Genomic DNA, 19,872 nt, shown 5'->3' on the forward strand with positions numbered 1-19,872 from the left:
GACGGGATGTGACGCCTTATTGCGTCGCTTCAATAGCCGCGCCATCCGTGACGCTCGCGCCACTCGTGTTCACGCCACTCATGACGGCGCCATTCTCGCTCGCGCCACTCGCGGCGTTCCCGCCATTCGCGAGCTCGCCAGTCATCGCCATAGGCGACTGCCACGGGTGCGGGACCGTACACCACAGGAGGCGATGCGTACACCGGTTCCGCCGGCACATACACGGCTCCGGGAACACCCAGCCCGATAGCTACGTCGACGTGTGCTGATGCTGCGCTTGAGGCTGCAAGCACTGCAAGGCCCAATGCTGCGCCGAGAATCTTGTTGTTCATTTTCCCACTCCTCGCACATTCGAGTGCAATGTCAATCACTACGGTTCGGAGTTTAGGAGCGGGCGCCGGACACATGTGAAACGGCGGTGCGAGAGTGGTAACAACGAATTACTGGCGGGGGCGCAGGGGCAAGATGAGCTGCGTTGGCGTCCAACACTGCCGCTCTTTGGGGGCGCTCGACTTAGGCGGAGGCTGCACAATGCACAGAGCTGGGCAAAGCGGCAGGAGCTAGGCTCGAACGAACTCAAGATGCTGAACGCTTTGATGCTCCGCTGGCACCTGACCAACGGTTCCTTCGACTGCTGGCAATCAGTGCGCAGGCGCGTAGATTTGCAACCATCGATAGCACGATGGCGCACGTGATGTAGTCAAGGCTGAGGTGCCGCGCACAGCCTCGATTCAAATCGAAGACCGTTCACAGCAGAAATCCCCAACGCCTTATAAATCGACCAGCGAGCGACAATTGCTCCGATTAGTTCATTGGTATCGCGAGCAGGTGGCGTTGACACGTACGATAGATGCTCCTCGTCGTCGGAGCAGCAAAGTCAAGGCGAAGTCTGCTATCAAACATCGACGCGAAGAAATTGGCATTCAGCGCAACGCCGGTCTCAGAGCTGATGCACTCGGCGACGTTCTGTGCCCAGCATGCAAGCTTCACACGACTAAGCAAGTCTCCGTCGCGCGAATTCTTCCTCGCCCAGCTTTCGGCTGACTCGACCGTATTCGCGGGTGTCATCCAGCGACCGGTGATGTGCTTCGTAAAAAGATGCGATATCACGAGAAAAGTGAGGAGCTCTGACCGCGCGTGGATATCCCATCGGGAGTACGTTGTCATCGGATATTCGTTCTTTCGACGGATGAAGACCAGTGTAGGACGGAACGGCGTAAGGTCAAGGAAACGACAAGGGCCATTTGATGGAGAAGTCGCGCCGCCGTGCGAAATCCATTCCGACGCCGGGTGCCAGGCTGATAGCAGTCGGTTTGCCGCGTCCCGGCACTGAACATTGGGGCTGCAGTGATTGCCCCTTGATGTCCGTCATCGTTGCGCATTGGCGTGACCGTCGACGGGCTGCGAGGAGGCAACTGCGCTGCAGCGTGAATCGTGGCGCAACACGCCCTATCATTCGACGCATAGGTATCGAGCAGCACGGCGTATCTGTCAGCGCACCTTCACTGCTTTAGCAATCGCCATTGGGGGGACCAAATATGCGAATCGCGATGAGGCTCGTCGCAGACGCTTACGACGCACTTGCTCGGGGCGATGCTGGCCCGCTCCTCGTGCTCATTCCAGCCGGCATCGAATGGAGAATTGTTGGGCCGGCAAGTCGGCCCCACGGCATCGTATGCCGCACGCCGGTAGACGTGCAGAAGTATTTCGGTGACCTTTTCTCCTCGGAAAGAATCACCAGCTTTGAGCCCGATGACTTCATCGACATGGGTGAGCAGATTGTCGTAATCGGCTTCGTTGCGTCGGCAACGGAGTCGACAGGCGAACTCTTCAATTCTCAATGGGTGCATATCTTCGATGTCCAGGACGGCCTGCGGACGCGCTGGTCCGACTTTCTGGATTCGTCCGTGCCCATAGCGTTGGACGTGCTGCCGCTGGCTAGCTCTGCTCCGAGCCCTCGGACGAGGGCGACTTGAGCAGAGTTTCGCCCACGGCCAACAGCTCTCGGACTCGGGAAAATGAAGAAGTGCCGTGGCCGTCGGTTTTCCGCATCTACATGGCCGCGACGCGGTGTATGAGCTATCTCGAGTCCGTGCAGAGAAAGAGCGATTGCATGCGCAGCCATATGCCCGGCTTCGCCTGAATTTTCCAGCGGGCCGACCGCTGGCTGGACTGTTCCATTCGGACCGCCGCAGTGCAGTCACACCCCGAGACATAGACCGGACATAATTCGTCGCATTCTCGGACCGCCAAATTGTGCAAGAGCAACTCCGACTCGAAGCAGGAGTACATTGAAGTTCGAGTCTGCAAGTCGACGCCGTGGTCCTTGTCATCGGCCTGTCAATACACGACTGAGACAAAGCTGCTGACCTCGCCACGTTGTGCGGTTAAAGTCTTGCGTTGATTATGCCGTTATTGACTCCGTTGAAAGAATTCGTGGGGTGTCGGAATGGCACTCAAGGACTATGAGTTGACAGTGTTCACGTCCCCCAAAATCCGACGCGGCTTGTCATCGATGAGCTGCAGGTAAATGAAGGACGCATCACGCGTGTGCCAGTTACGGTGAACGACCTGCATCTATGCGGCACATGACCGGCGAATGTTGGTCTTGGACAGAGAGAACGTCAGAAATGCTCCGGTTGAACGAAGACTATAACGGCGTTACTGCCAGCTACTCTCGCGGGTCCCAGTGGTCGTCTGCACTTTGCATCGCCGCTGCAGCTATGGCTCTCGCACTCGTCGGTTATGCAGCATGCGTTGCGAGACCCAGCCTCTTGTCGGAAGGCTGGCTCCTTGTTCCTGTGTGCCTGCTAGGTTTTGGCGTCCTCTTACATGCCGTTGTTCACTACGGCGTTCTTAGGTCGCCAATTCATATAACGGCTTCAGGGGCGGTTAGGCAGGCTTTCTGGACATGGCGATACCCGGGACCGTTCACTGCCACGTGTGTCAAGGTTACCAGGAAGGTCCCACGTTTCAAGATTGAACTGCATTACGCTGGCGCTCGTCAACGATTCGCCGGTAGCGAATCCGAAGGGGATACGATTGGCGTCGCTGTAAGGCTGGACGCCTGGTCACGCTCACGAATTACCGACGATAACTTGCCGCAGGAGCGGCGACGCTCATTAAGCCAACATTGGCTCATCGGTGGTTGCGTCTTCACGTCAGTCTGCTTGCCAATAGTGGACTATTTGCTAGACGGAGACCGCTATTACCTCGACGGGCTTGCACCGTATGGAGGTTGGGCAAGGTCCGCAATGGCCGTCTTTGCAGCTTTGGGCACGGCATGCTTGATTTTTGTTGTAGCCCAGTGGTTCGCGCGCCCGGTCCGCGCTAATGCCGCCGTCTGGCTTAGCGACATTGCTGCGGCCGTGTTGCTTATCGCCGGCTCTACAACAGTCGTTGGTCATTACGCGCAGTCGTTCGAAATGCGCATCGCTCCGGCGCAAGAATACGTCTACGAGCGGCCTTTTCAGATGGAAATGCGCGATACGCGCAAGGGTTGCAAGAGATTCCTGGTCGTGCAGGAGCCGACTTTGCGGCACGCAGTCAAGGTCTGTGACACGTACGACGCGCAATATTGGAGCGGCGCAACCGCAGTTCTGGTGCATCAGTCCATCAGCCGACTCGGCGTGCACATTGGGTCCATCGGCAGGACCAGATAGTCAAGGGCCACCGCGCCAACGAATCTGGATGACCATCGCAAGTCACCGGTATCAGCGCCACATAATCGACCGAGAGCTAGTATGAGCTACGACCTCTATTTTGACTTGTCACAACCTACGCTATGCGCGGACATTGAGCGTCATTTCAGGGAGCGGCCGCATTATCAGGTGAATGACGCAGCCGTTTATCAAAACGCAAATACTGGCGTGTATTTCCAGTTCAACTGGCCGCGCGATTCGGCGGTGGACCGTGTTAGCCGCGTCGCCTTCAACATGAACTATTTCCGGCCTCATGTATTCGGCTTGGAGGCCGAGCCAGAGGTACGCGCGTTCGTTGCTCGTTTCTCGCCCAAAGTTGAGGACCCCCAGATGGGCGGGATGGTTTCCTACGCGAGAGAGCGCTTTCTCTCGGGATGGAATACGGGCAACGAGGCCGCGTATGGAGGCATCCTTCAGATGCAGCAACCGACGCGCAAACTCTATACGCTGCCTTCCGCCGACCTCGAACGCATCTGGCGATGGAACTTGCTCATCGAGCAGACGCAGGCGAAGTTCGGCCAATCGCTATTTGTGCCGAGAATCATGCTGCTTGCCGTCAACGGAGAACTCACAACTGCGGTAGCTTGGGCCGATGGAATACCGGAACTCATCCCCGAGGTCCAAGCCGTATTCGTGGTGCGGGACGAACTCTCGTCAGATTCGGTGGCGCACAACAGTGCGAAGGACCGGTGTTTGATTCGGCAGAGCGCGCTGGACGCTGTCCTCGCGCCACTGGTGGATAGCGGCTATCCGCTGCGGGTCAGGTCACCGAGCTACAACAAGCCGCCGGCGGCAGTGCGCACTTTTATCAAATCACTGGCAGCAACTAGCGACCACATAACCGGCATCTCTTTCGACAGCGTACTGGACCGTGAGCTTGCATCGAAGTATGCACGCAGCCAATAAGAGCGGAGGCTGCCACTAGCGACCTCCTCTGTAGGCTAGACTTGGCGACCCGTTGTCACGGTCACGCAGCCGGAGGAAACGTTTCTCCTACCAATTGCTCGCTCTTACGCCAGAGCGCTTCCGCGTTAGCCGGGTCGAGGGCATAGGTTCGAACACCCTCGCTAACAGGGGTAATCACTGCATCGTCAGGAACAACCTCGCTCGCGTGGCAGTTCTCACAGTATCGGCCACCGACCTCTTCACCGGACGCTACCGCAGCAGCCCAGACAGACGTGGCCGCGCCTTGTGGGATGGTCTTGAACTGGAAAGGCGCTTTCTCTTCAGACGCGAGTTGCTTGTTAATCGCGTCGACCATATGTGTCAGCTGTTCTTCGCCCATGTGCCGTCCGAGTTCGGTCCGGATTCCCCCAGGATGGACAGCCGCCGCTCGTACGCCTCTGGCTCGATGCCGCTGGTCGAACGCAACTGCGAAAAGAATGTTTGCGGTTTTCGAGCGGCCGTACGCCACGAACGGCTCGTATTGCGTACGCTCGAAGCCCGGGTCGTCAAGGTCAACGTTCGCGAACCGGTGGCCTGAAGATGCGAGCACCACCACGCGTCCTCCGTCCGGGAGCAGGGACGCGAGCCGGTTCACAAGCACAAAATGCCCTAGGTGATTGGTCCCAAATTGCGTCTCGAAGCCGTCCGCGGTCTTTCCCGAAGGTGTAGCCATGACGCCCGCATTCGCGATGATGATGTCAAACGGCTTAGCCTCGGCGAGCAGTTTGTCACTGCAGGCCCTAACGCTAGCAAGGCTCGCCAGGTCCAGTTCAACCAGTTCGATGCTGCCGCCGCCCGCAACGGCTTCCTGCCGCGCAGCGGTGATTGCACGTCCTGCTTTATCCAAATCTCTCGCAGCGCCGACGACCGTTGCACCGCGTGCCGCGAGGGCTCGCGCGGTCTCGACGCCAAGTCCCGCGGATGCGCCCGTGACGAGAATCCGCTTTCCGTCCAGCCGTGTGCCCGACAATACATCGTCAGTCGTCGATGTCGCTCCCAACTGCTTCGTCATGCTTTCCCTCGTCACTGTAAGATTGAGGCCGTCTTTACAATTCCATAAAACGGAGACCGTCTCCGTTTTCAATATACTAAGCGGACTGTCCCTCCGTCTGCAAGTGCGAATTGCACCATGACTGCGTCCACGCCCAAAGAGAAAAAGCCACGAGCCGACGCGCTGCGCAACCGTGAGCGCATCCTTGAAGAGGCAAAGAAGGCCTTCACCAACGAAGGAGGCCACATTAGCCTCGATGAGGTCGCGCGGCAGGCTGGTGTAGGGCCCGGAACGCTCTATCGCCACTTCCCAACCCGCGAGGCATTGCTTGAGAGCGTCTACCGCGCCGAGGTCCAAAGCCTGGCGGAAGAGGAGCGACGGCTTACACAGGAGCTGCCAGCTGACAAGGCGCTGAGAGAATGGATGTTGCTGTTCGTCGACTACATCGCGACGAAGAAAATCATTGCGACGGCGCTGAACTCAATCGTCGGCGGAGCCACGACGGAGCTGTTCGAATCTTCGGGAAAGCAAATCAAGGCGGCAATCCAGACACTTGTGTCGCGTGCGGTCGAGAGTGGAGACATCCGCGCAGACGTGGAACCTTTGGACTTGTTGCGCGCACTGGTCGGCGTGGCGAACGTTGCTTCAGCTCCCGACTGGCAGCAAAGTGCGAAGCGACTGGTAGACATTCTGTTGCTTGGGTCAAGACCAAGTAACAGATGAACCGTGCCCAGCAGATGCGGTCGAAGAGTTCGGTCGACGGTTCGATTGGACACAGGTAAAACGGCGGTGCGAAATTGGTAACACCGTAAGGGGTGGCTGCTCGGGAGCGGACAAGCCTGTGTGTTCGAAAGTCACAGTCGAGGATGTGCGCTGCCAGGCGCTCATCGCGCGTGTCGTCAGCAGAAGTGACCACACGCTTCCCGGGCAGCGATGCTCCGTGAGCCATACACTCCGGCAATAACGCAGTCGGCCGCCACGCACTCAAACGTGCTGTCCTGAAACGTCAAAACAAAATGGCGACCTAGGTGATGCGGAGACGCAAGCTTCCAATGGTCCCTCATAAAGGACGAGTTAAGTACCTCGTGTATCGAGTACCACTGCAGCCCCGCAGCCGCCAACGGATGTCTACCTAACCCTTCATCGTTCGGAGGGCCAAGCCGATGAAACGCCGCCCTCTGGAAGAGCAGAACGCAGAATGGTTCATTATTATCGGCGGGAAGTCCGAATCGCTCCACGTCGACTGGCGCGACTCGATATGCCAATGCCACCTGACCTTCATTGCCAACAACGAACGGCTCTGTTGCGCCCGATGCTGGTAACGGGTATGAGTCCAATATGACAACAATGTCGCTGTCGCGCGGACCAGCTGCGGGATGTTCTGGATATAGAGTCGGCACCATGTTAGTCCGGTCAGTAGTACGCGTTATTCAATAGCCACGAACCGTCCTGATTTATGAACTCATAGAACAGAGCCTGGCTCTCGCCGCTCTCCGGGCTGTAGTAGACGGTCCGATACTGAAAAGCGTTGAGCGACTTCTGTGTCCACGAGTCCGTGCGCAGAACGCTGAGGCAGCGGTTCTTTGGAGCGTACTTCATCGAAACCCATGGGCTGGGGATGTATCCGTTGCCAATCCTGGCCCAGGTTGAACAAATTGAGGGGAAATAATCACAACCGGCTTGGAGCAAAGACATAAGGCAGAGATAATTGTTGCCGCGCGTTGTCGAACGCGACCAAATAAATATCCATGACGCATAGGGGTGATTGAATGTTGAAGGCAAGTGTTATTGCGGCCGCTACTTGTAGTCTTTTGGCTTTGGCTGGCTGCGGTAGCAAGCAGGATGCGAATAAGAGCAATTTCCAGTCTGCTATCCAAGACTATCTTGATACCAAGAAAGGCGTGTGCGTCATGGTGCCCGCCAAAGAATTGCCTTTCACGCTTCAGAAGTCGGGCGGCATGGACTTCATTAGCGCGCCAGAGAAAGCCGCAGCGCTGGTGAGCGCGGGCCTACTCACGGCCAAAGACACTGAGGTCAAGGCTATGTTCGGCAATCAGCTGGTGCCGGGAGTGCAATACTCGCTAACCGACGAGGGCAAGAAGTATCTCGTCAAGGGTGCGGCCGGCAACTTGGGCAACTGGGATGCCTTCTGTGGTGGCAAGTACAAGGTGAAGGATGTCGAGAACTTCACTCAGCCGGCGGACATGTTCGGCACTAAGATTTCGCAGGTCAACTACCTCTACGAGGTCGATGACGCTCCGGCGTGGATGAACCAGCCTGCAATACAGGCCGCATACCCATCAGTCCCACATGATGTGACTGGGTCCCCTGGAGACAAGGCGGTTCTGGTTGCAACCAACGAAGGCTGGATGCACGAGCGACTGTTCAAGAAGCAAGGTGGCTGACAAATCTGCCTAGATTGCAGGAACTCTCCGACTAGCGCGCCGCATGTATGTGGGTTATCACTGTCGGACGACCTTATATCAGTAGCTCTCGTCGGCGCTGCCTATCACCCAAGTACAATCCATGAGCAAGCTCCCACTTTTCGCCGTCGGCGTCTGTCTTTTTCTGTCGGGCCAAGCGGCTGTTGCCGTGGATGGAGCTCGCCCATACGCCGTGACAGCTGCAGCGCCTGCCATTCCCGCGCCCGCCGACGACACGCTTAATGCGCAGGTAAGGCGGTTTGGTTTTGAGCCAAACAGCGACGCTGGAAAAGTCATTAAGCGATGGTTGATTCAAATTGCAACAGACCCGGCGTGGCAGACAGTCGTGGCGTCATCAAGCGGCGAGCCGGGCGGCAGCGGTTCCTTGATGCGCCGGTTGGGCACCGCGTTATCGCCTCGTGAGCGCGAGGCGCTGCTCCGTGTGCTTCTGAGCGCAATATCGGGATTAAAGCCAGACGAGTGCAGCAAGATGCGCGGAGGAGACGGACCGCCGGTTGGCGCCAACGTCCTGTCGGCCAAACAGCTTGATGCCCTTCTGTCGGTGGTCAATTCCGCCGTCCAAAGGACGGCGCACGTCGAGGGTCCGAAGGAATCGTACTCAATCGCTCAGGCGCTGGATGCAGACAGCACCGTCGAAATGCTCAGCCAGGCGGAACTCCGAAAGACCAAAGAGATTGATGCGAGCGAGATGCAAGACATGCCCGCAATCTTCGAGGGCAAGCATTCGTGCATCGCGGCATTGGCAACAATTCGTGCATTTCTTAATGCGCCAGAGCCTGCTAGGACCGTGGCGACTTGGGATTTCTTATCGTCGCCTTGGCATGGTCTTGCCAGCACGCATGTCCTGCAGACAGCGGACGATTACGCCAACGATGAATTCGGGAGAGACAAGTTGCCTGCGGAGCTAGCCAGCCGACTCCCGCCGCCGAGGACCCGACAATTAGGTTTCCGGAGGTTGGTAATAGAAGGAGAGTGGGAGAACCGCTCACACCCCGAAGTCGCTGGTAGGTATCGCAAAACGTACTGGAATCTTGACGACTCGGGCACTGTCGCGAGCTTTTTGAGCCGTGCTGATGAAGGCAAGCAGACTGTCTGGGGATTCTTTCAGACAGAGTACGGGTTCGCAGGATTGAGGAATCAGGAGGTCGGGACTGGAATTCGAATTTTGTCACCACAGTTGTTTCCTCGTTCGCAATTTCCGAAGGCGAGCGAAAGCAACTTTGTGCCTAAACCCGACAGCATGTTCCAGATGCCAGCAACGCAGCCATCAACTGACGATGTCAGTAACTACGAATGTGAAACGTACGGGAAATATCCAGCGTCAAAGCTGTTTCGAGGATTGACCGGCGATGCGGTGGACGTTAGTTGCCGGGCAGTATCTCGTACGGATGAACCAAAGTATCAGGTTCGAGAAGCCTTTCTCTATGACTACAACATCTCGGTCAGGCTGTTCGAAATCGACAACTACGGCCTGACGATGTCGCGCGTCCATGACGTGACGATAGAGCGATAGAGGGAGCGTTTGGCGCAGAGGACATCACGATGCACATCTACTTCTCGTACAGCTCGGTTCCGGAACTTGCCTGCGTTCCTCGCGGAGAGCGTAAGGAGGTCATACGGAAGGCTGCGCGGGCGCTCGCGGGGACCGCGGAAGGCCGCAGCCAGTTCCGGCTTTTCTTAGGATGGCTTGTCTTCGCCGGAGTATCGACAGTTCTTTTCAATCGCCTAGCAGAGCCCAGAATTTCGAGTAGCAATCTGACCATCATTACTTCCGTGACCTTGTACTTAAGTTATACGTTCGTGTTCCAGTTCCAGGTACGGCGACTCAGGCCCCACATAAGAGCGGTCCTTTCCGCACAATCGAATCGTGAGCCGAAGTGAGCTGTCGATGGTGTGAGCGTTGACATCAAGACAGGCACGACGCGGAGCGCGCGTGATGACGGTTCGAACTCGCACCACTATTGCCACAACGGCCGAACGCCATTTGCTGTCGCGTGACGAAGTTGTGGTCAAGATAGACATGGCGCATCTGTAAGCCCAAAGTTTGATATGGATGCACTGACATTCGCGATGTCTTTGAGACATTTGCCGTCCGCCGTGCCGCCCGGGGCGGCACTCGGTTGCATGACCAGCGTCGCATTAAAATGCGTGCCCCCGCGGGGGCCGAAGCTGCAACGCTTCCATCAGCCCGAGCGTCTGTACGTCATCGCGCTTTGGCAACGCGGTCAACACAAACTGCAACTATGCCAAGCAACGATTGAATTGCACTAGGCCTTGGAGCCGCACGACAAATCGAGAACAATAATACACGGCGGCTCCCTGGTCTGAAAGCTGGTCCTGTGTGCTGCGACCCACTATGTTCGTCACCGGTTTGACGAACCGTTCCGAACACTCGCCCATCCGTCGGTAACGCGTTTTACCGATACTGCAATCAGCGGCTGTCGGTTCGCAAGTGCGCCCACGCCAAAACGCTCGACGAACGGACTGGAGGGCGTCGCTGCATTAGGCCTTGCCCAAAGCGTGATTCGCGAGCACCGCAATCTGGCGCCAGCTTGGCGACTTACGAAGTAAAAGTCGTTGGACTGGCATCGCTTCCGGCTCCGACGCTGCGGTCACCAGAAGCGAAGTTCTGCAACCGCTGGCGGATTGACGCCGCAGCATTCGCATAATGAGCGTATCGTCTCCCGTACATCCTGAGGAACCCCTTGATGAGCTCGCAAACTTGCAACCGGATTGACCTCGCGCGCGAGCAGCTCGAGTCAGCCCTAGTGCTGTTCCTCGAACATCGAAGCTTCGCTTCGGCCATCACGTTGTCTGGCGCTGCCGAGCGTGTGTTTGGGCAGGCGTTGCGGCACAGAGGTGAGCAGGCTGTGCTGGACTGTGAATTCGACCTGTCAGCGTTGGTGCATATGCAGCTTCACGGACAGCCGCTGACCAAACAGAATTTTGCCCAAACGGAGAACCGAGTTTTCAACGCGCTGCGGCACTTTGACAGCGCCGACGAGCCGCATTTCGTTGCAGACCTTGAGGAAGCCGCGTGCTGGATGCTGGTGCGTGCCTGCGAGAATTCGAATCGACTTGGACTTACTGTGCAAGGGTTCGACACGTTCAACGACTGGTTTCACGAGAACATCGTGGGAATCTGACCGCAGTCACGTTGCTGGGGGGCGCGCACCAGCTCTTGCGCTGATTCCCGCGAGCAACCCGCAAGCGCCTGGTTGTATAAAAACGCCGTCAGACGCGCACGAAGACACCGGCCGCCACCAGCAGCTCAACCGTCTGCTCGAGCGGCAGGCTCAAAGCCACCGACACGCCGTGCGCGTATTCACCCTTGCTGAGGCGAATGCTCGCCGTTTTCTGAGTTCTCTTCATGCGTCGAATCACCGTGTCCGGAACTTGCACATCGGTCTGCTTAGCCGCATGTCGGATTTCCGTTTCGCCCACAATATTGCACGTCCAAAACAACCCACGCGTCGCTGATACGGCCGGACTTCGCGCATGGGTGGGTTCGAGTTGTCCTTCCGCGAGGAGCACGTCATTCAGAATCTCAAATTCCTGGCGAACCTTCCGACGAAGATAACCGTGCGTTTCGAGCAAGGACAGGAAGTCCCATACCGCGACCCGGAGAGAGGTCGATGCAGACGGCAAGACCGCATAGCGCTGAGCTAGCCATTCGGCCACCCGGTCGACGGTCAACTCGGGCATTGTGCGTAAGACCCGCTGGCCGTGGATGAACTTCCGGAAGACGTCGGCTTGCCAAGTTCGAGCATTCGCCTTTACGGAGGAGGCGCCGCGCACCGTGCTGCCGAACGCCGGTGGCCAGTCCCGTTCGGCGAGACCGAGCTTCCAAGCCAGGTACGTCCGCTTGTCCGCGTCCGGAGCTTCGCGAAACCGCTCGTTCGCCTGCTCAATCTTTTGCCGGGCAGCGGCCTGTCGCGCCAGGGCCGCTGCGCGTTCACGCGGCGCCTGCGCTCGTTCCTGTGCAAGTTTTGCCGCAACCTCGACTTCCTCTTCCTTGAGTCGAGCTTCTTCTTCCACGAACCGAGCGTCGAGCAGGGCCTGTGCCTCGGCCCACCCTGGATAGAAAAGCCATCGCTTGCCGTCGACCGTGTCGACGATACGGTGTGTCAGTGCGTCGATGGTGATGTTGCGTGCGACGTCGGACAGGTTAATTTCGAGGGCTGGCATCGCGAGACGGTCGAGCTGAGCCAGCTTGTTGGTATCGGGCTCGTGCGTTACGACGACTTCGATGATGAGCAACTGGTCGCCGTAGTCGGCCACGAAATCCGGCCGGATGCCATCCATCCATTTCTCAGGTTCGCCCGCCGCATGCCAGCGAATGGTGTGCTCGTCGCACACCGTGATGTTCTCATCGAGCGAACTATCATCTACGCAGACCAGTGCCGGCACGCGCAGGTGCCAATGCTCAAGCAGAATCTGTTTTGCCAGCAGGTGGAGGGCCGTTTCGAAACCGCTTCCGCAGTCCGAGCCGGGCAAGTGTGAAAAATACCAGACCCGCACTTCCCCTTGCTTCAGAATCACCGGGCTTTGGCAGGCAGCGCAAAGGAACGGACCCGCAGCGTGCCTGGGCAGGTCGCCCGCGGCAACGAGGCGCCCGTGCATGTCCAGAGCAAACGGGATAGTCAAACCGGCTTTCATCGAGCAGAGGCGCATGACAGAAGCGGCTACTGGCCACAAGAGGCAATCAGGTTGCTTGAAACCGGAGCCGTCGACGAGATTAGCCTCGACCATGACCTCGGGGACGACGAGCGCGGCACTGGGTACGACGTGGTACGGTGGATAGAAGAGGCCGTCGAACTGCGAGGCTTCCGGCCACCCAAAATTTACGTACATTCTGCGAACAGTTCAGCGCGCGCGAAAATGGAAGCAGGCGTGCTCGCAATCCAACGCCTCGCGCGGAAGAAGAATAGATAAACAAGTCCCTATGAATTACTTAGACCTGTCGTTCGACCCGCTATTCCAAGTTCGCGAGCATCTTAAGTGGTGGCCTTGGGTGGGCAGTGAGTTTGCGCGCACAACTGTTGAAACGTTGATATTGGGCGAGAGCGTCTACCGCTGGTCCAAGGGCGAGGCGTTTGACAAGCGCTATGCGCTGACCTCCGCTCTACGCGAGACCCACAGTAACCTCGCCCTGGATTTTGACAGGAACTCACGTTACGTTCGCAACATTGAGCGAGCTATATTCCAGCGGCGCAATCCGAGCGATACGCAGAAGCAGACGCTCTGGTCATCCGTTGCTTATCACAACCTCGTGCTGGATGCGATGCAAACTGTGAAGCATCGTCCGAGTCAAGACCAATATCAGAAAGGGTGGGGCGCCGCTCTGGACTTGTTCGACGTGCTCGGTGTCGAGCAATGCCTCGTATTTGGAGTGGAGTCGGTCAGCTCACTGCGACTGGCTTCGAGCGCACGCGAACTGGAATGCCTTATTAGGCGGCATCCGGCGAAAGTCGGTCGATTCCGTCCAAGCACAGGGACTGTTCGCACGAAGAGCGGCCGGCAGGTGAGACTCTTGTTTGTTCGTCACCCGAGCAGCTTCTTCAGTTGGCGGAACTGGGCGCCGGTAGTTCAAGAAGGGCTGCAGTGGAAACTGGTCGAGCCGCAGCCACTGCCGGAGCCGGACGGACAATTGGCGAACGAGCCAGCAGGGAGCGCACAAGGCACGGCGTGACGGCCGACCGGCCGGAGTGTCAAAGGCACCGAGCGATGCACCGAAATAACGGATAGACGAAGCACTGATGGAGCAGATAAGAGCCAGCGAGACGAGGCTGCGGCCGTCGAGCGCGTCGCTAACGCAGCGCGGGCGTTCAACTGGCATCGCAGGCAATTGAATGCGGGGGTGAGCGCGCCATGTCGCACGCCGTCACTGGCGCTCTGCCCATCATGCCCTGACGCCCCCAGTTCTGAATGACGCCTTGGTGCACCGTCGCGCCTTCCGTGTTGAATCCATAAAACGGACCCCGATGGCAAATCGACGAAGAATTGCGAACGGTTTGCCGCTAATGCACCACGCAAGCCGTCGAAAACGTCAAGCGGCAAGGCGCACTTACAATCCCGCGGAAAGCCCTCATAAAAGTGGAGCGTGACCGCAACAACACCGCGTTATTCGCCGGAAGCGACACTGCGCCGGCGCCAGCGTAATCACGAAAAGTAGGTCGCTGCGGCGACGGAAGTTCATGGGGCCGACCGGTTCGACTATGGCCCATCTGCGGTGCAGCGCGGATAAGCGCATCATATTTTTGTGCTAGCGAGGAAGACTCGCTCCGTAAGATGCGCAAAAATCGAGGTGCATACCATTCCCAAGACAATGCTTGGCCGGGGCGACTCACCACGAATTTTGCCGAGCGGACAGCGGAGGTTGCTAAGGGCTGCGGCCGCGAAAGCCGCAGCCGCCAAGGCTACCGATGGTAGGGCGTCCACCTAATCCGCGGAGAGGGGGATAGCTCCTGTGGACCGAGACCGTTCGGGTATGACCGGCTGCTCTGGTCAACAGCGTACTGATTCCATCGATTGCCCAACGACGCCTCGGTCAACGACTGAGGCTTTTTTGTTGATTCAATCCTAAGCCGCTCACGACAAGAGTCGAAATACTCTTTCGCGCTCCAACAAAAACTGACAGCGTCGAAAACATTTGTAAATCAGATGGTTATAGGTTCTTTGACCAGGCCAGATATCGTTTGCAACTGCTTTCTCGCAGGCCAGTTTTGTTTGCAAGCGCTTCAGCTAGCCTATTGATTGCACGGCGGTTGGCGATGGCCGAATTTGCGTTTCCGTTATGGTGCTCTCGCTTGTAAATATTGCAACAGCCGCGCGGCGTAGTTTGGAACATGTTTGTTGCGTCACGGTCCGCTGGGAAGGCGTGCTTTGGAATCAACGGGCTACGGCTCTCAGACCAGTTTGAATTTCGAATCTTGGTCCGGTCTGGCGAGCCATAGGCCAGTTTGATTTGCGAAGTTTTGCCAGGACAAGTTGAATTGCGACAGCACAGGTATTGTTTGCGAGCCACCAGAAGGCGCACCGCGCTTCTGTGCCCACCCCCCGGTGGTAACATTTGTTGTCGCCTCTACAACCCTTCGCCGGACCATCGCATGCCAGACAGTTTCGACCAGCTCGCCGCCCTGATCCGGGCGCGCTTCTCCGAACTGAGTCCGCAATTCCAGATGGGCGCGGGCTTCCTGCTCGATCATCCGGACGAAGTCGCGGTCTCGTCGATGCGCAAAGTCGCGGAGCGCGCGCAGGTGCAGCCGGCGTCGCTCGTGCGTCTTTCGCAGCAGCTCGGCTTTCCTGGCTGGAACGAATTGCGCAACCTGTTCGTCGCACGCGTGCGCACGCGGCCCGAGCCGCTGACGAGCCGCGCGCGCTCGCTGGTCAAATCGAAAGACGCGCTCGCCAACGATCTGCTCGTCGCGCAGCAGCACAATCTCGAAGTCACCGCGGCGCACAACGGCCGCGCAATCGTCGAGGCGGCGCGGCTCTTGCGGCGCGCGCCGCATGTTCATGTCGCCGGTTTCCGCTCGTGCTACTCCGTCGCCTTCGGGCTCGTGTACGGCTATCGGTTCTTTCGCTCGTCGGTGTCGCTGCTCAACGGCGAGGCCGGCACGCTGGAAATGCAACTGCGCACCGTGGAGCGCGACAGCGCCACCATCGTGATCAGTTTCGCGCCGTATTCCGTCGAAGCCGCGCGCGTCGCCGAAGCCGCGCTCGAAAAGGGCAGCAAGCTCATTGCGATCACCGACAGCGCCGTGTCGCCCATCGCGCTCAATGCGGACAAGGTGTTGATCTTCTCGCACGAAAGCCCCTCGTTCTTTCCGTCGCTCGTGGCGGCCACGGCCATCGCCGAATCGCTGGTCGCGCATCTGCTCGCACTCGAAGGCGCCGACGCCGTCGAGCAACTCGGCATCGCCGAACAATCGCTGCACGCGAAGGGCGCTTACGTGCCTTGATTTCCGTTCCTCGACGACCGGTGGTGCCGTTTTATCCTGTTTGACAACAAATGTTGTTTCAACGTATAAATGCGTACCGATTGTTGAGTGAGCGGGAGCGGTGCGATTCATGCGAAATTTGCAAGTGGTGGAGATAAAAGGCGAGCCGTATGAAATCGGCTACGCCCTCGGCGAACTGGCAAAGCCCGTGTTCGCCGATTACATGGCGCAAAGCAGCGCGTGGCGCGCGGTCAGCCGATGGCGCGGCGCGTCCTTCGTAGCGGCGCTGCGCGACGCGGCCCGTGTCCACTTTCCAGCGTTGCTGACCGAACTGGAGGGCATGGCGGCGGGCCTGCGCTGGCCTGTCGAAGACGTCCTGCTATGGAACTGCCGTGGCGAACTGATTCATCACGTGCCCGACGGCTGCACGACGCTCGCCGCCATTGGAGCCGATGCACGCCTCATCGCCCATAACGAAGACGGCGATCCTTTCCTGCGCGAGCGCTGTGTATTGGTCGACGTGCAGCCCATCGGCAAGCCGGGCTTCGTGAGCTTCTATTACCCAGGCTCGCTGCCCGGACATACGTTCGCGGCGAACCGCGCCGGCCTCGTGCAGACGATCAACAACTTGCGTATTCGCACGCCCACGGTCGGCGTGCCGCGCATGATTCTGGCGCGGGCCGTTCTCGACGCCGGCTCGCTCGACGAAGCGCTGCACACGCTGCGCACTGCGCCGGCTGCGAGCGGCTTTCATCACACGCTCGGTTGCACCGGAGACCCGCGCGTGTTCAGCGTTGAGGCCACCGCGCAGCGCTGCTCGGTGCAAAGCGTCGGCACGCGCGCCGGTCACGCGAACCATATGATTCACGCGGGCTGCGAAACGCAGGCGCAGATCGTCACCGAGTCGTCTCGCGACAGGCAGCTTCGCGTGGATGCGCTGTTGCGCGCCGCGGCCGGTCCGCTGAATGGAGACGCGTTGCTGGCCATGCTGCACGATCGCGCGGCTGCGGGCTTGCCGGTCTATCGCGACGATCCCTCCGATCCCGACGACGAAAACACGTTGGCCACCGCGCTCTTCGAAATCGGCAATGCAGGCGTGTCGATGCAGGTCGTGCGCGACGGCCAGCGCGTCTTCGACACGTTCATTCCCCGCACGGCGCCTCAGTCCGCTTCCTCATCGAGCGCCGCCATTCTTCATAAGTGAAAGCCATGTCCACCGTATTTCATCGTTCGCCGAAGCAGTCGTTGCCGATTGCCGTTGCCGGCGACGGCATCGAGATCATCGACTCCACCGGCAAGCGCTATATCGACGCATCGGGCGGCGCCGCCGTGTCGTGCCTCGGCCACAGCAACCAGCGCGTGATCGACGCGATCAAACGGCAGGCGCAACAGTTGCCCTACGCGCACACGTCGTTCTTCACGACGCAGCCCGCCGAGGAACTCGCGGACCGGCTCGTCGCCGCCGCGCCGCAAGGTCTCGAGCACGTGTATTTCGTGTCGGGCGGCTCGGAGGCAATCGAGGCCGCGCTGAAGCTCGCGCGGCAATACTTCGTCGAAAAGGGCGAGCCGGGCCGGCGTCATTTCATCGCGCGGCGGCAGAGTTATCACGGCAACACGCTCGGAGCGCTCGCGATTGGCGGCAACGCGTGGCGGCGCGAGCCGTTCCTGCCGATGCTGATCGAAGCGCATCACGTGAGCCCGTGTTACGCATATCGCGAGCAGCGCGCGGACGAAACCGAGACCGAATTCGCCCAGCGACTCGCCGATGAACTCGAGCAGAAGATTCTCGAACTCGGCGCCGATTCGGTGGCGGCTTTCGTCGCGGAAACGGTGGTCGGCGCGACTGCCGGCGCGGTGCCGCCGGTGCGCGAATACTTCCGCAAGATTCGCGCGGTGTGCGACCGCTATGGCGTGCTGCTGATTCTCGATGAAATCATGTCGGGCATGGGCCGCACCGGCTATCTGTACGCGTGCGAGGAAGACGGCGTCGCGCCGGACATCCTGACCATCGCCAAGGGACTCGGCGCCGGTTATCAGCCGATCGGCGCTGTGCTCGTGAGCGATCGGATCTATCGGGCTATTGTCGGCGGAACGGGCTTTTTTCAGCATGGCCACACGTACATCGGTCACGCGACCGCTTGCGCCGCGGCGCTCGAAGTCCAGCGCGTGATCGCCGACGACAAGCTCTTGCCCAACGTTCTCGCGCGCGGCGAGCAATTGCGCGGGCTGTTGCGCGAGCATTATGCGAAGCATCCGCATATCGGCGACGTGCGCGGGCGCGGACTTTTTGTCGGCGTCGAACTGGTCAGCGACCGCGAGACCAAGGCGCCTTTCGACGCAAGCCTGAAGCTGCATGCCGCGATTCGCCGCGAAGCATTCGCGCGCGGCTTGTTGGTGTATCCGATGGGCGGCACGGTCGACGGCAAGATCGGCGATCATGTGCTGCTCGCGCCGCCGTTTATCTGCACCGCGCGCGACATCGACGAAATCGTGAGCCGCCTCGCCGATGCGATCGACGGCGCGCTGGCCGCCATGTGAGCGTAGGCCCCGCCCGCCGCGGTTGCAATCGTCCGCTGCGATTGCCTTCATTTTCACCAGAGAGAGAAAGACCACCATGACCGAGCGCCTGCCCGCCTTCCAGCTATCCGATGCGACGCCCGAACAAAAGGCCGTTCTCGACGAGATTTTGTCCGGGCCGCGCGGCAACCTGAACGGACCCTTTCTCGGCTGGATTCATAGCCCGGAACTCGCGCAGCAGGCGCAGCGCCTGGGCGCGTTCTGCCGCTATCGCACGGGCTTGCCGCTGCGTCTGTCCGAACTCGCGATTCTCGTGACGGCGGCGCGCTGGCAGGCGCAGGCCGAGTGGTACATCCACTATCCGATTGCGCTCGAGGCGGGCGTGCGCGAAGCCGACGCGGAAGCGATCCGCAACGGACTGCAGCCCGACTTCGAAGACGCGGACGACGCGCTTATCTACGACTTCGCAAGCGAACTGTACGACACGAAGCGCGTGTCCGACGCGACGTATGCGAGGGCGCTCGCGCGCTTCGGGCATGAGGTCGTGATCAATCTCGTCGGGCTTCTCGGCTACTATGCGCTCGTCGCGATGACGCTCAACGTGTTCGACATGCGCGCCAACGGGCAACAGAGTCTGCCGTTCGCCGAATAGTTTTTTTCGTCGGCAGCGGGACGGCTTGGCGGCCGTATCGCGCCAGGCCGTCGCGGGCGCATGGACACCTTCACGGCATTGGCACACGGAACCGCCTATGATGAAGGTCGGTCCACGTCCGCGCCCGTCACGCAGCGCCGCACTCGCGACCGACGCCTCAAGCCGCGGAAACCTCGGGCTGGACCGCCGCGGCGGTACTCGCGATCAGTCGTGCAGCGTGCGAAGCAGGGCACAAACAGGAGAGAACGATGAAGCGCAAGGCATCAGCAGTCTGGCAAGGCGGTCTGCAAGACGGCAAGGGCTCCATTTCCACCGACAGCGGCGTCCTCAAGGAGACTCAATATTCGTTTTCCACGCGCTTCGCGGACGGCATCGGCACCAATCCGGAAGAGCTGATCGCGGCCGCGCATGCGGGCTGCTTCTCGATGGCGTTGTCGGCGGAACTGGGCAAGGCGGGCATCACGCCGGAACGTATCGGCACGACCGCAACCATTTCGCTCGACAAGGACGGCGGCGGCTTCACGATCACCGCCGTGCATCTGGACGTCGCGGTGAAAATTCCCGGCGGCGACAAGGCTGCGTTCGACAAAGCCACCGCGGACGCGAAGGCGGGCTGTCCGGTGTCGAAGGTGCTGAACGCGACCATCACGATGGACGCGAAGCTCGAAACCTGAGCGGA

Annotated in this window: 18 protein-coding genes and 1 pseudogene; 14 read left to right on the forward strand and 5 right to left on the reverse strand. The window is 59.4% G+C overall.

Translation table 11 applies throughout. The annotated features are described in order from the left end of the window. Window positions 1-29: 29 nt before the first annotated feature. Window positions 30-332 carry a hypothetical protein gene (locus BGRAMDRAFT_RS33470; protein ID WP_006046891.1) on the reverse strand — a complete coding sequence of 101 codons (303 nt, stop codon included), beginning with the start codon at window positions 330-332 and terminating at the stop codon, window positions 30-32. Window positions 333-1,538: 1,206 nt separating this feature from the next. Between BGRAMDRAFT_RS33470 and BGRAMDRAFT_RS01635 the strand changes: the two genes are divergently transcribed. From BGRAMDRAFT_RS01635 to BGRAMDRAFT_RS01650, 3 genes are all read left to right on the forward strand, one after another. Beyond that, window positions 1,539-1,976: a nuclear transport factor 2 family protein gene (locus BGRAMDRAFT_RS01635; protein ID WP_006046892.1), complete on the forward strand. Its 438-nt coding sequence runs from the start codon at window positions 1,539-1,541 to the stop codon at window positions 1,974-1,976. Window positions 1,977-3,254: 1,278 nt separating this feature from the next. Then, the gene (locus BGRAMDRAFT_RS01645; protein ID WP_044020081.1) at window positions 3,255-3,662 is read left to right on the forward strand and encodes a hypothetical protein; all 408 of its coding nucleotides are present in this window, start codon (window positions 3,255-3,257) and stop codon (window positions 3,660-3,662) included. 81 nt (window positions 3,663-3,743) lie between these two features. Continuing rightward, a complete protein-coding gene (locus BGRAMDRAFT_RS01650; RefSeq protein ID WP_006046894.1) occupies window positions 3,744-4,607 on the forward strand; it encodes a hypothetical protein in 864 nt (287 codons plus the stop codon). A gap of 61 nt (window positions 4,608-4,668) precedes the next feature. Here the strand turns inward: BGRAMDRAFT_RS01650 and BGRAMDRAFT_RS01655 are convergent, their stop codons facing one another. Beyond that, a complete protein-coding gene (locus BGRAMDRAFT_RS01655; protein ID WP_006046895.1) occupies window positions 4,669-5,658 on the reverse strand; it encodes an SDR family NAD(P)-dependent oxidoreductase in 990 nt (329 codons plus the stop codon). Window positions 5,659-5,775: 117 nt separating this feature from the next. Here BGRAMDRAFT_RS01655 and BGRAMDRAFT_RS01660 point away from each other — a divergent pair, with 117 nt between their 5' ends. Continuing rightward, window positions 5,776-6,360, forward strand: coding sequence for a TetR/AcrR family transcriptional regulator (locus BGRAMDRAFT_RS01660; protein ID WP_006046896.1), 585 nt, complete (start codon window positions 5,776-5,778; stop codon window positions 6,358-6,360). A 690-nt stretch (window positions 6,361-7,050) separates the two neighbouring features. On the opposite strand, the gene BGRAMDRAFT_RS01665 is transcribed toward BGRAMDRAFT_RS01660, so the two are convergent. Continuing rightward, window positions 7,051-7,236 carry a hypothetical protein gene (locus BGRAMDRAFT_RS01665; RefSeq protein WP_006046898.1) on the reverse strand — a complete coding sequence of 62 codons (186 nt, stop codon included), beginning with the start codon at window positions 7,234-7,236 and terminating at the stop codon, window positions 7,051-7,053. A 170-nt stretch (window positions 7,237-7,406) separates the two neighbouring features. Between BGRAMDRAFT_RS01665 and BGRAMDRAFT_RS01670 the strand changes: the two genes are divergently transcribed. From BGRAMDRAFT_RS01670 to BGRAMDRAFT_RS01690, 3 genes are all read left to right on the forward strand, one after another. Beyond that, entirely contained in the window at window positions 7,407-8,042 is a 636-nt protein-coding gene (locus BGRAMDRAFT_RS01670; RefSeq protein WP_006046899.1) for a hypothetical protein, read from the forward strand. Window positions 8,043-8,163: 121 nt separating this feature from the next. Continuing rightward, entirely contained in the window at window positions 8,164-9,594 is a 1,431-nt protein-coding gene (locus BGRAMDRAFT_RS01675) for a hypothetical protein (protein WP_006046900.1), read from the forward strand. A 1,195-nt stretch (window positions 9,595-10,789) separates the two neighbouring features. Further along, window positions 10,790-11,227 (forward strand): hypothetical protein, encoded by a 438-nt coding sequence (locus BGRAMDRAFT_RS01690; RefSeq protein WP_006046903.1) that lies wholly within the window; start codon window positions 10,790-10,792, stop codon window positions 11,225-11,227. Window positions 11,228-11,315: 88 nt separating this feature from the next. On the opposite strand, the gene BGRAMDRAFT_RS01695 is transcribed toward BGRAMDRAFT_RS01690, so the two are convergent. After that, window positions 11,316-12,755, reverse strand: coding sequence for a competence protein CoiA family protein (locus tag BGRAMDRAFT_RS01695; protein WP_332309980.1), 1,440 nt, complete (start codon window positions 12,753-12,755; stop codon window positions 11,316-11,318). Between BGRAMDRAFT_RS01695 and BGRAMDRAFT_RS35210 the strand changes: the two genes are divergently transcribed. Together BGRAMDRAFT_RS35210 and BGRAMDRAFT_RS01705 are read left to right on the forward strand one after the other, a co-directional pair. Next, window positions 12,699-13,016 (forward strand): cyclic-phosphate processing receiver domain-containing protein, encoded by a 318-nt coding sequence (locus tag BGRAMDRAFT_RS35210; protein ID WP_044020083.1) that lies wholly within the window; start codon window positions 12,699-12,701, stop codon window positions 13,014-13,016. The genes BGRAMDRAFT_RS01695 and BGRAMDRAFT_RS35210 overlap by 57 nt on opposite strands. 10 nt (window positions 13,017-13,026) lie before the next feature. Continuing rightward, on the forward strand, window positions 13,027-13,773 hold the full coding sequence (locus BGRAMDRAFT_RS01705; RefSeq protein WP_006046905.1) for a hypothetical protein: 747 nt from the start codon (window positions 13,027-13,029) through the stop codon (window positions 13,771-13,773). Window positions 13,774-13,972: 199 nt separating this feature from the next. Here BGRAMDRAFT_RS01705 and BGRAMDRAFT_RS35215 read toward each other — a convergent pair. After that, window positions 13,973-14,141: pseudogene (locus BGRAMDRAFT_RS35215) on the reverse strand (alpha/beta fold hydrolase); the annotation flags it as partial. 1,049 nt (window positions 14,142-15,190) lie between these two features. Between BGRAMDRAFT_RS35215 and BGRAMDRAFT_RS01710 the strand changes: the two are divergent. From BGRAMDRAFT_RS01710 to BGRAMDRAFT_RS01730, 5 genes are all read left to right on the forward strand, one after another. Further along, entirely contained in the window at window positions 15,191-16,045 is an 855-nt protein-coding gene (locus tag BGRAMDRAFT_RS01710; RefSeq protein WP_006046906.1) for a MurR/RpiR family transcriptional regulator, read from the forward strand. A gap of 109 nt (window positions 16,046-16,154) precedes the next feature. Beyond that, complete coding sequence (locus tag BGRAMDRAFT_RS01715; protein ID WP_006046907.1) at window positions 16,155-17,228, forward strand: C45 family autoproteolytic acyltransferase/hydolase; 1,074 nt, start codon at window positions 16,155-16,157, stop codon at window positions 17,226-17,228. Between the two features lie 5 nt (window positions 17,229-17,233). Then, entirely contained in the window at window positions 17,234-18,562 is a 1,329-nt protein-coding gene (locus tag BGRAMDRAFT_RS01720; RefSeq protein ID WP_006046908.1) for an aspartate aminotransferase family protein, read from the forward strand. 76 nt (window positions 18,563-18,638) lie between these two features. Beyond that, the gene (locus BGRAMDRAFT_RS01725; protein WP_006046909.1) at window positions 18,639-19,193 is read left to right on the forward strand and encodes a carboxymuconolactone decarboxylase family protein; all 555 of its coding nucleotides are present in this window, start codon (window positions 18,639-18,641) and stop codon (window positions 19,191-19,193) included. 248 nt (window positions 19,194-19,441) lie between these two features. Beyond that, on the forward strand, window positions 19,442-19,867 hold the full coding sequence (locus BGRAMDRAFT_RS01730; protein ID WP_006046910.1) for an OsmC family protein: 426 nt from the start codon (window positions 19,442-19,444) through the stop codon (window positions 19,865-19,867). Window positions 19,868-19,872: the final 5 nt, after the last annotated feature.

Source organism: Paraburkholderia graminis C4D1M (assembly GCF_000172415.1).
Lineage (GTDB): Bacteria > Pseudomonadota > Gammaproteobacteria > Burkholderiales > Burkholderiaceae > Paraburkholderia > Paraburkholderia graminis.

Coding starts and splice junctions, on each gene's coding strand:
- BGRAMDRAFT_RS01695 (WP_332309980.1), bottom strand. CDS start 12,755: ATGCGCCTCTGCTCGATGAAAGCCGGTTTGACTATCCCGTTTGCTCTG.
- BGRAMDRAFT_RS01715 (WP_006046907.1), top strand. CDS start 16,155: ATGCGAAATTTGCAAGTGGTGGAGATAAAAGGCGAGCCGTATGAAATC.
- BGRAMDRAFT_RS01720 (WP_006046908.1), top strand. CDS start 17,234: ATGTCCACCGTATTTCATCGTTCGCCGAAGCAGTCGTTGCCGATTGCC.
- BGRAMDRAFT_RS33470 (WP_006046891.1), bottom strand. CDS start 332: ATGAACAACAAGATTCTCGGCGCAGCATTGGGCCTTGCAGTGCTTGCA.
- BGRAMDRAFT_RS01650 (WP_006046894.1), top strand. CDS start 3,744: ATGAGCTACGACCTCTATTTTGACTTGTCACAACCTACGCTATGCGCG.
- BGRAMDRAFT_RS01655 (WP_006046895.1), bottom strand. CDS start 5,658: ATGACGAAGCAGTTGGGAGCGACATCGACGACTGACGATGTATTGTCG.
- BGRAMDRAFT_RS01660 (WP_006046896.1), top strand. CDS start 5,776: ATGACTGCGTCCACGCCCAAAGAGAAAAAGCCACGAGCCGACGCGCTG.
- BGRAMDRAFT_RS01675 (WP_006046900.1), top strand. CDS start 8,164: ATGAGCAAGCTCCCACTTTTCGCCGTCGGCGTCTGTCTTTTTCTGTCG.
- BGRAMDRAFT_RS01635 (WP_006046892.1), top strand. CDS start 1,539: ATGCGAATCGCGATGAGGCTCGTCGCAGACGCTTACGACGCACTTGCT.
- BGRAMDRAFT_RS01710 (WP_006046906.1), top strand. CDS start 15,191: ATGCCAGACAGTTTCGACCAGCTCGCCGCCCTGATCCGGGCGCGCTTC.
- BGRAMDRAFT_RS01665 (WP_006046898.1), bottom strand. CDS start 7,236: ATGAAGTACGCTCCAAAGAACCGCTGCCTCAGCGTTCTGCGCACGGAC.
- BGRAMDRAFT_RS01705 (WP_006046905.1), top strand. CDS start 13,027: ATGAATTACTTAGACCTGTCGTTCGACCCGCTATTCCAAGTTCGCGAG.
- BGRAMDRAFT_RS01670 (WP_006046899.1), top strand. CDS start 7,407: ATGTTGAAGGCAAGTGTTATTGCGGCCGCTACTTGTAGTCTTTTGGCT.
- BGRAMDRAFT_RS01645 (WP_044020081.1), top strand. CDS start 3,255: ATGGCCGTCTTTGCAGCTTTGGGCACGGCATGCTTGATTTTTGTTGTA.
- BGRAMDRAFT_RS01725 (WP_006046909.1), top strand. CDS start 18,639: ATGACCGAGCGCCTGCCCGCCTTCCAGCTATCCGATGCGACGCCCGAA.
- BGRAMDRAFT_RS01730 (WP_006046910.1), top strand. CDS start 19,442: ATGAAGCGCAAGGCATCAGCAGTCTGGCAAGGCGGTCTGCAAGACGGC.
- BGRAMDRAFT_RS01690 (WP_006046903.1), top strand. CDS start 10,790: ATGAGCTCGCAAACTTGCAACCGGATTGACCTCGCGCGCGAGCAGCTC.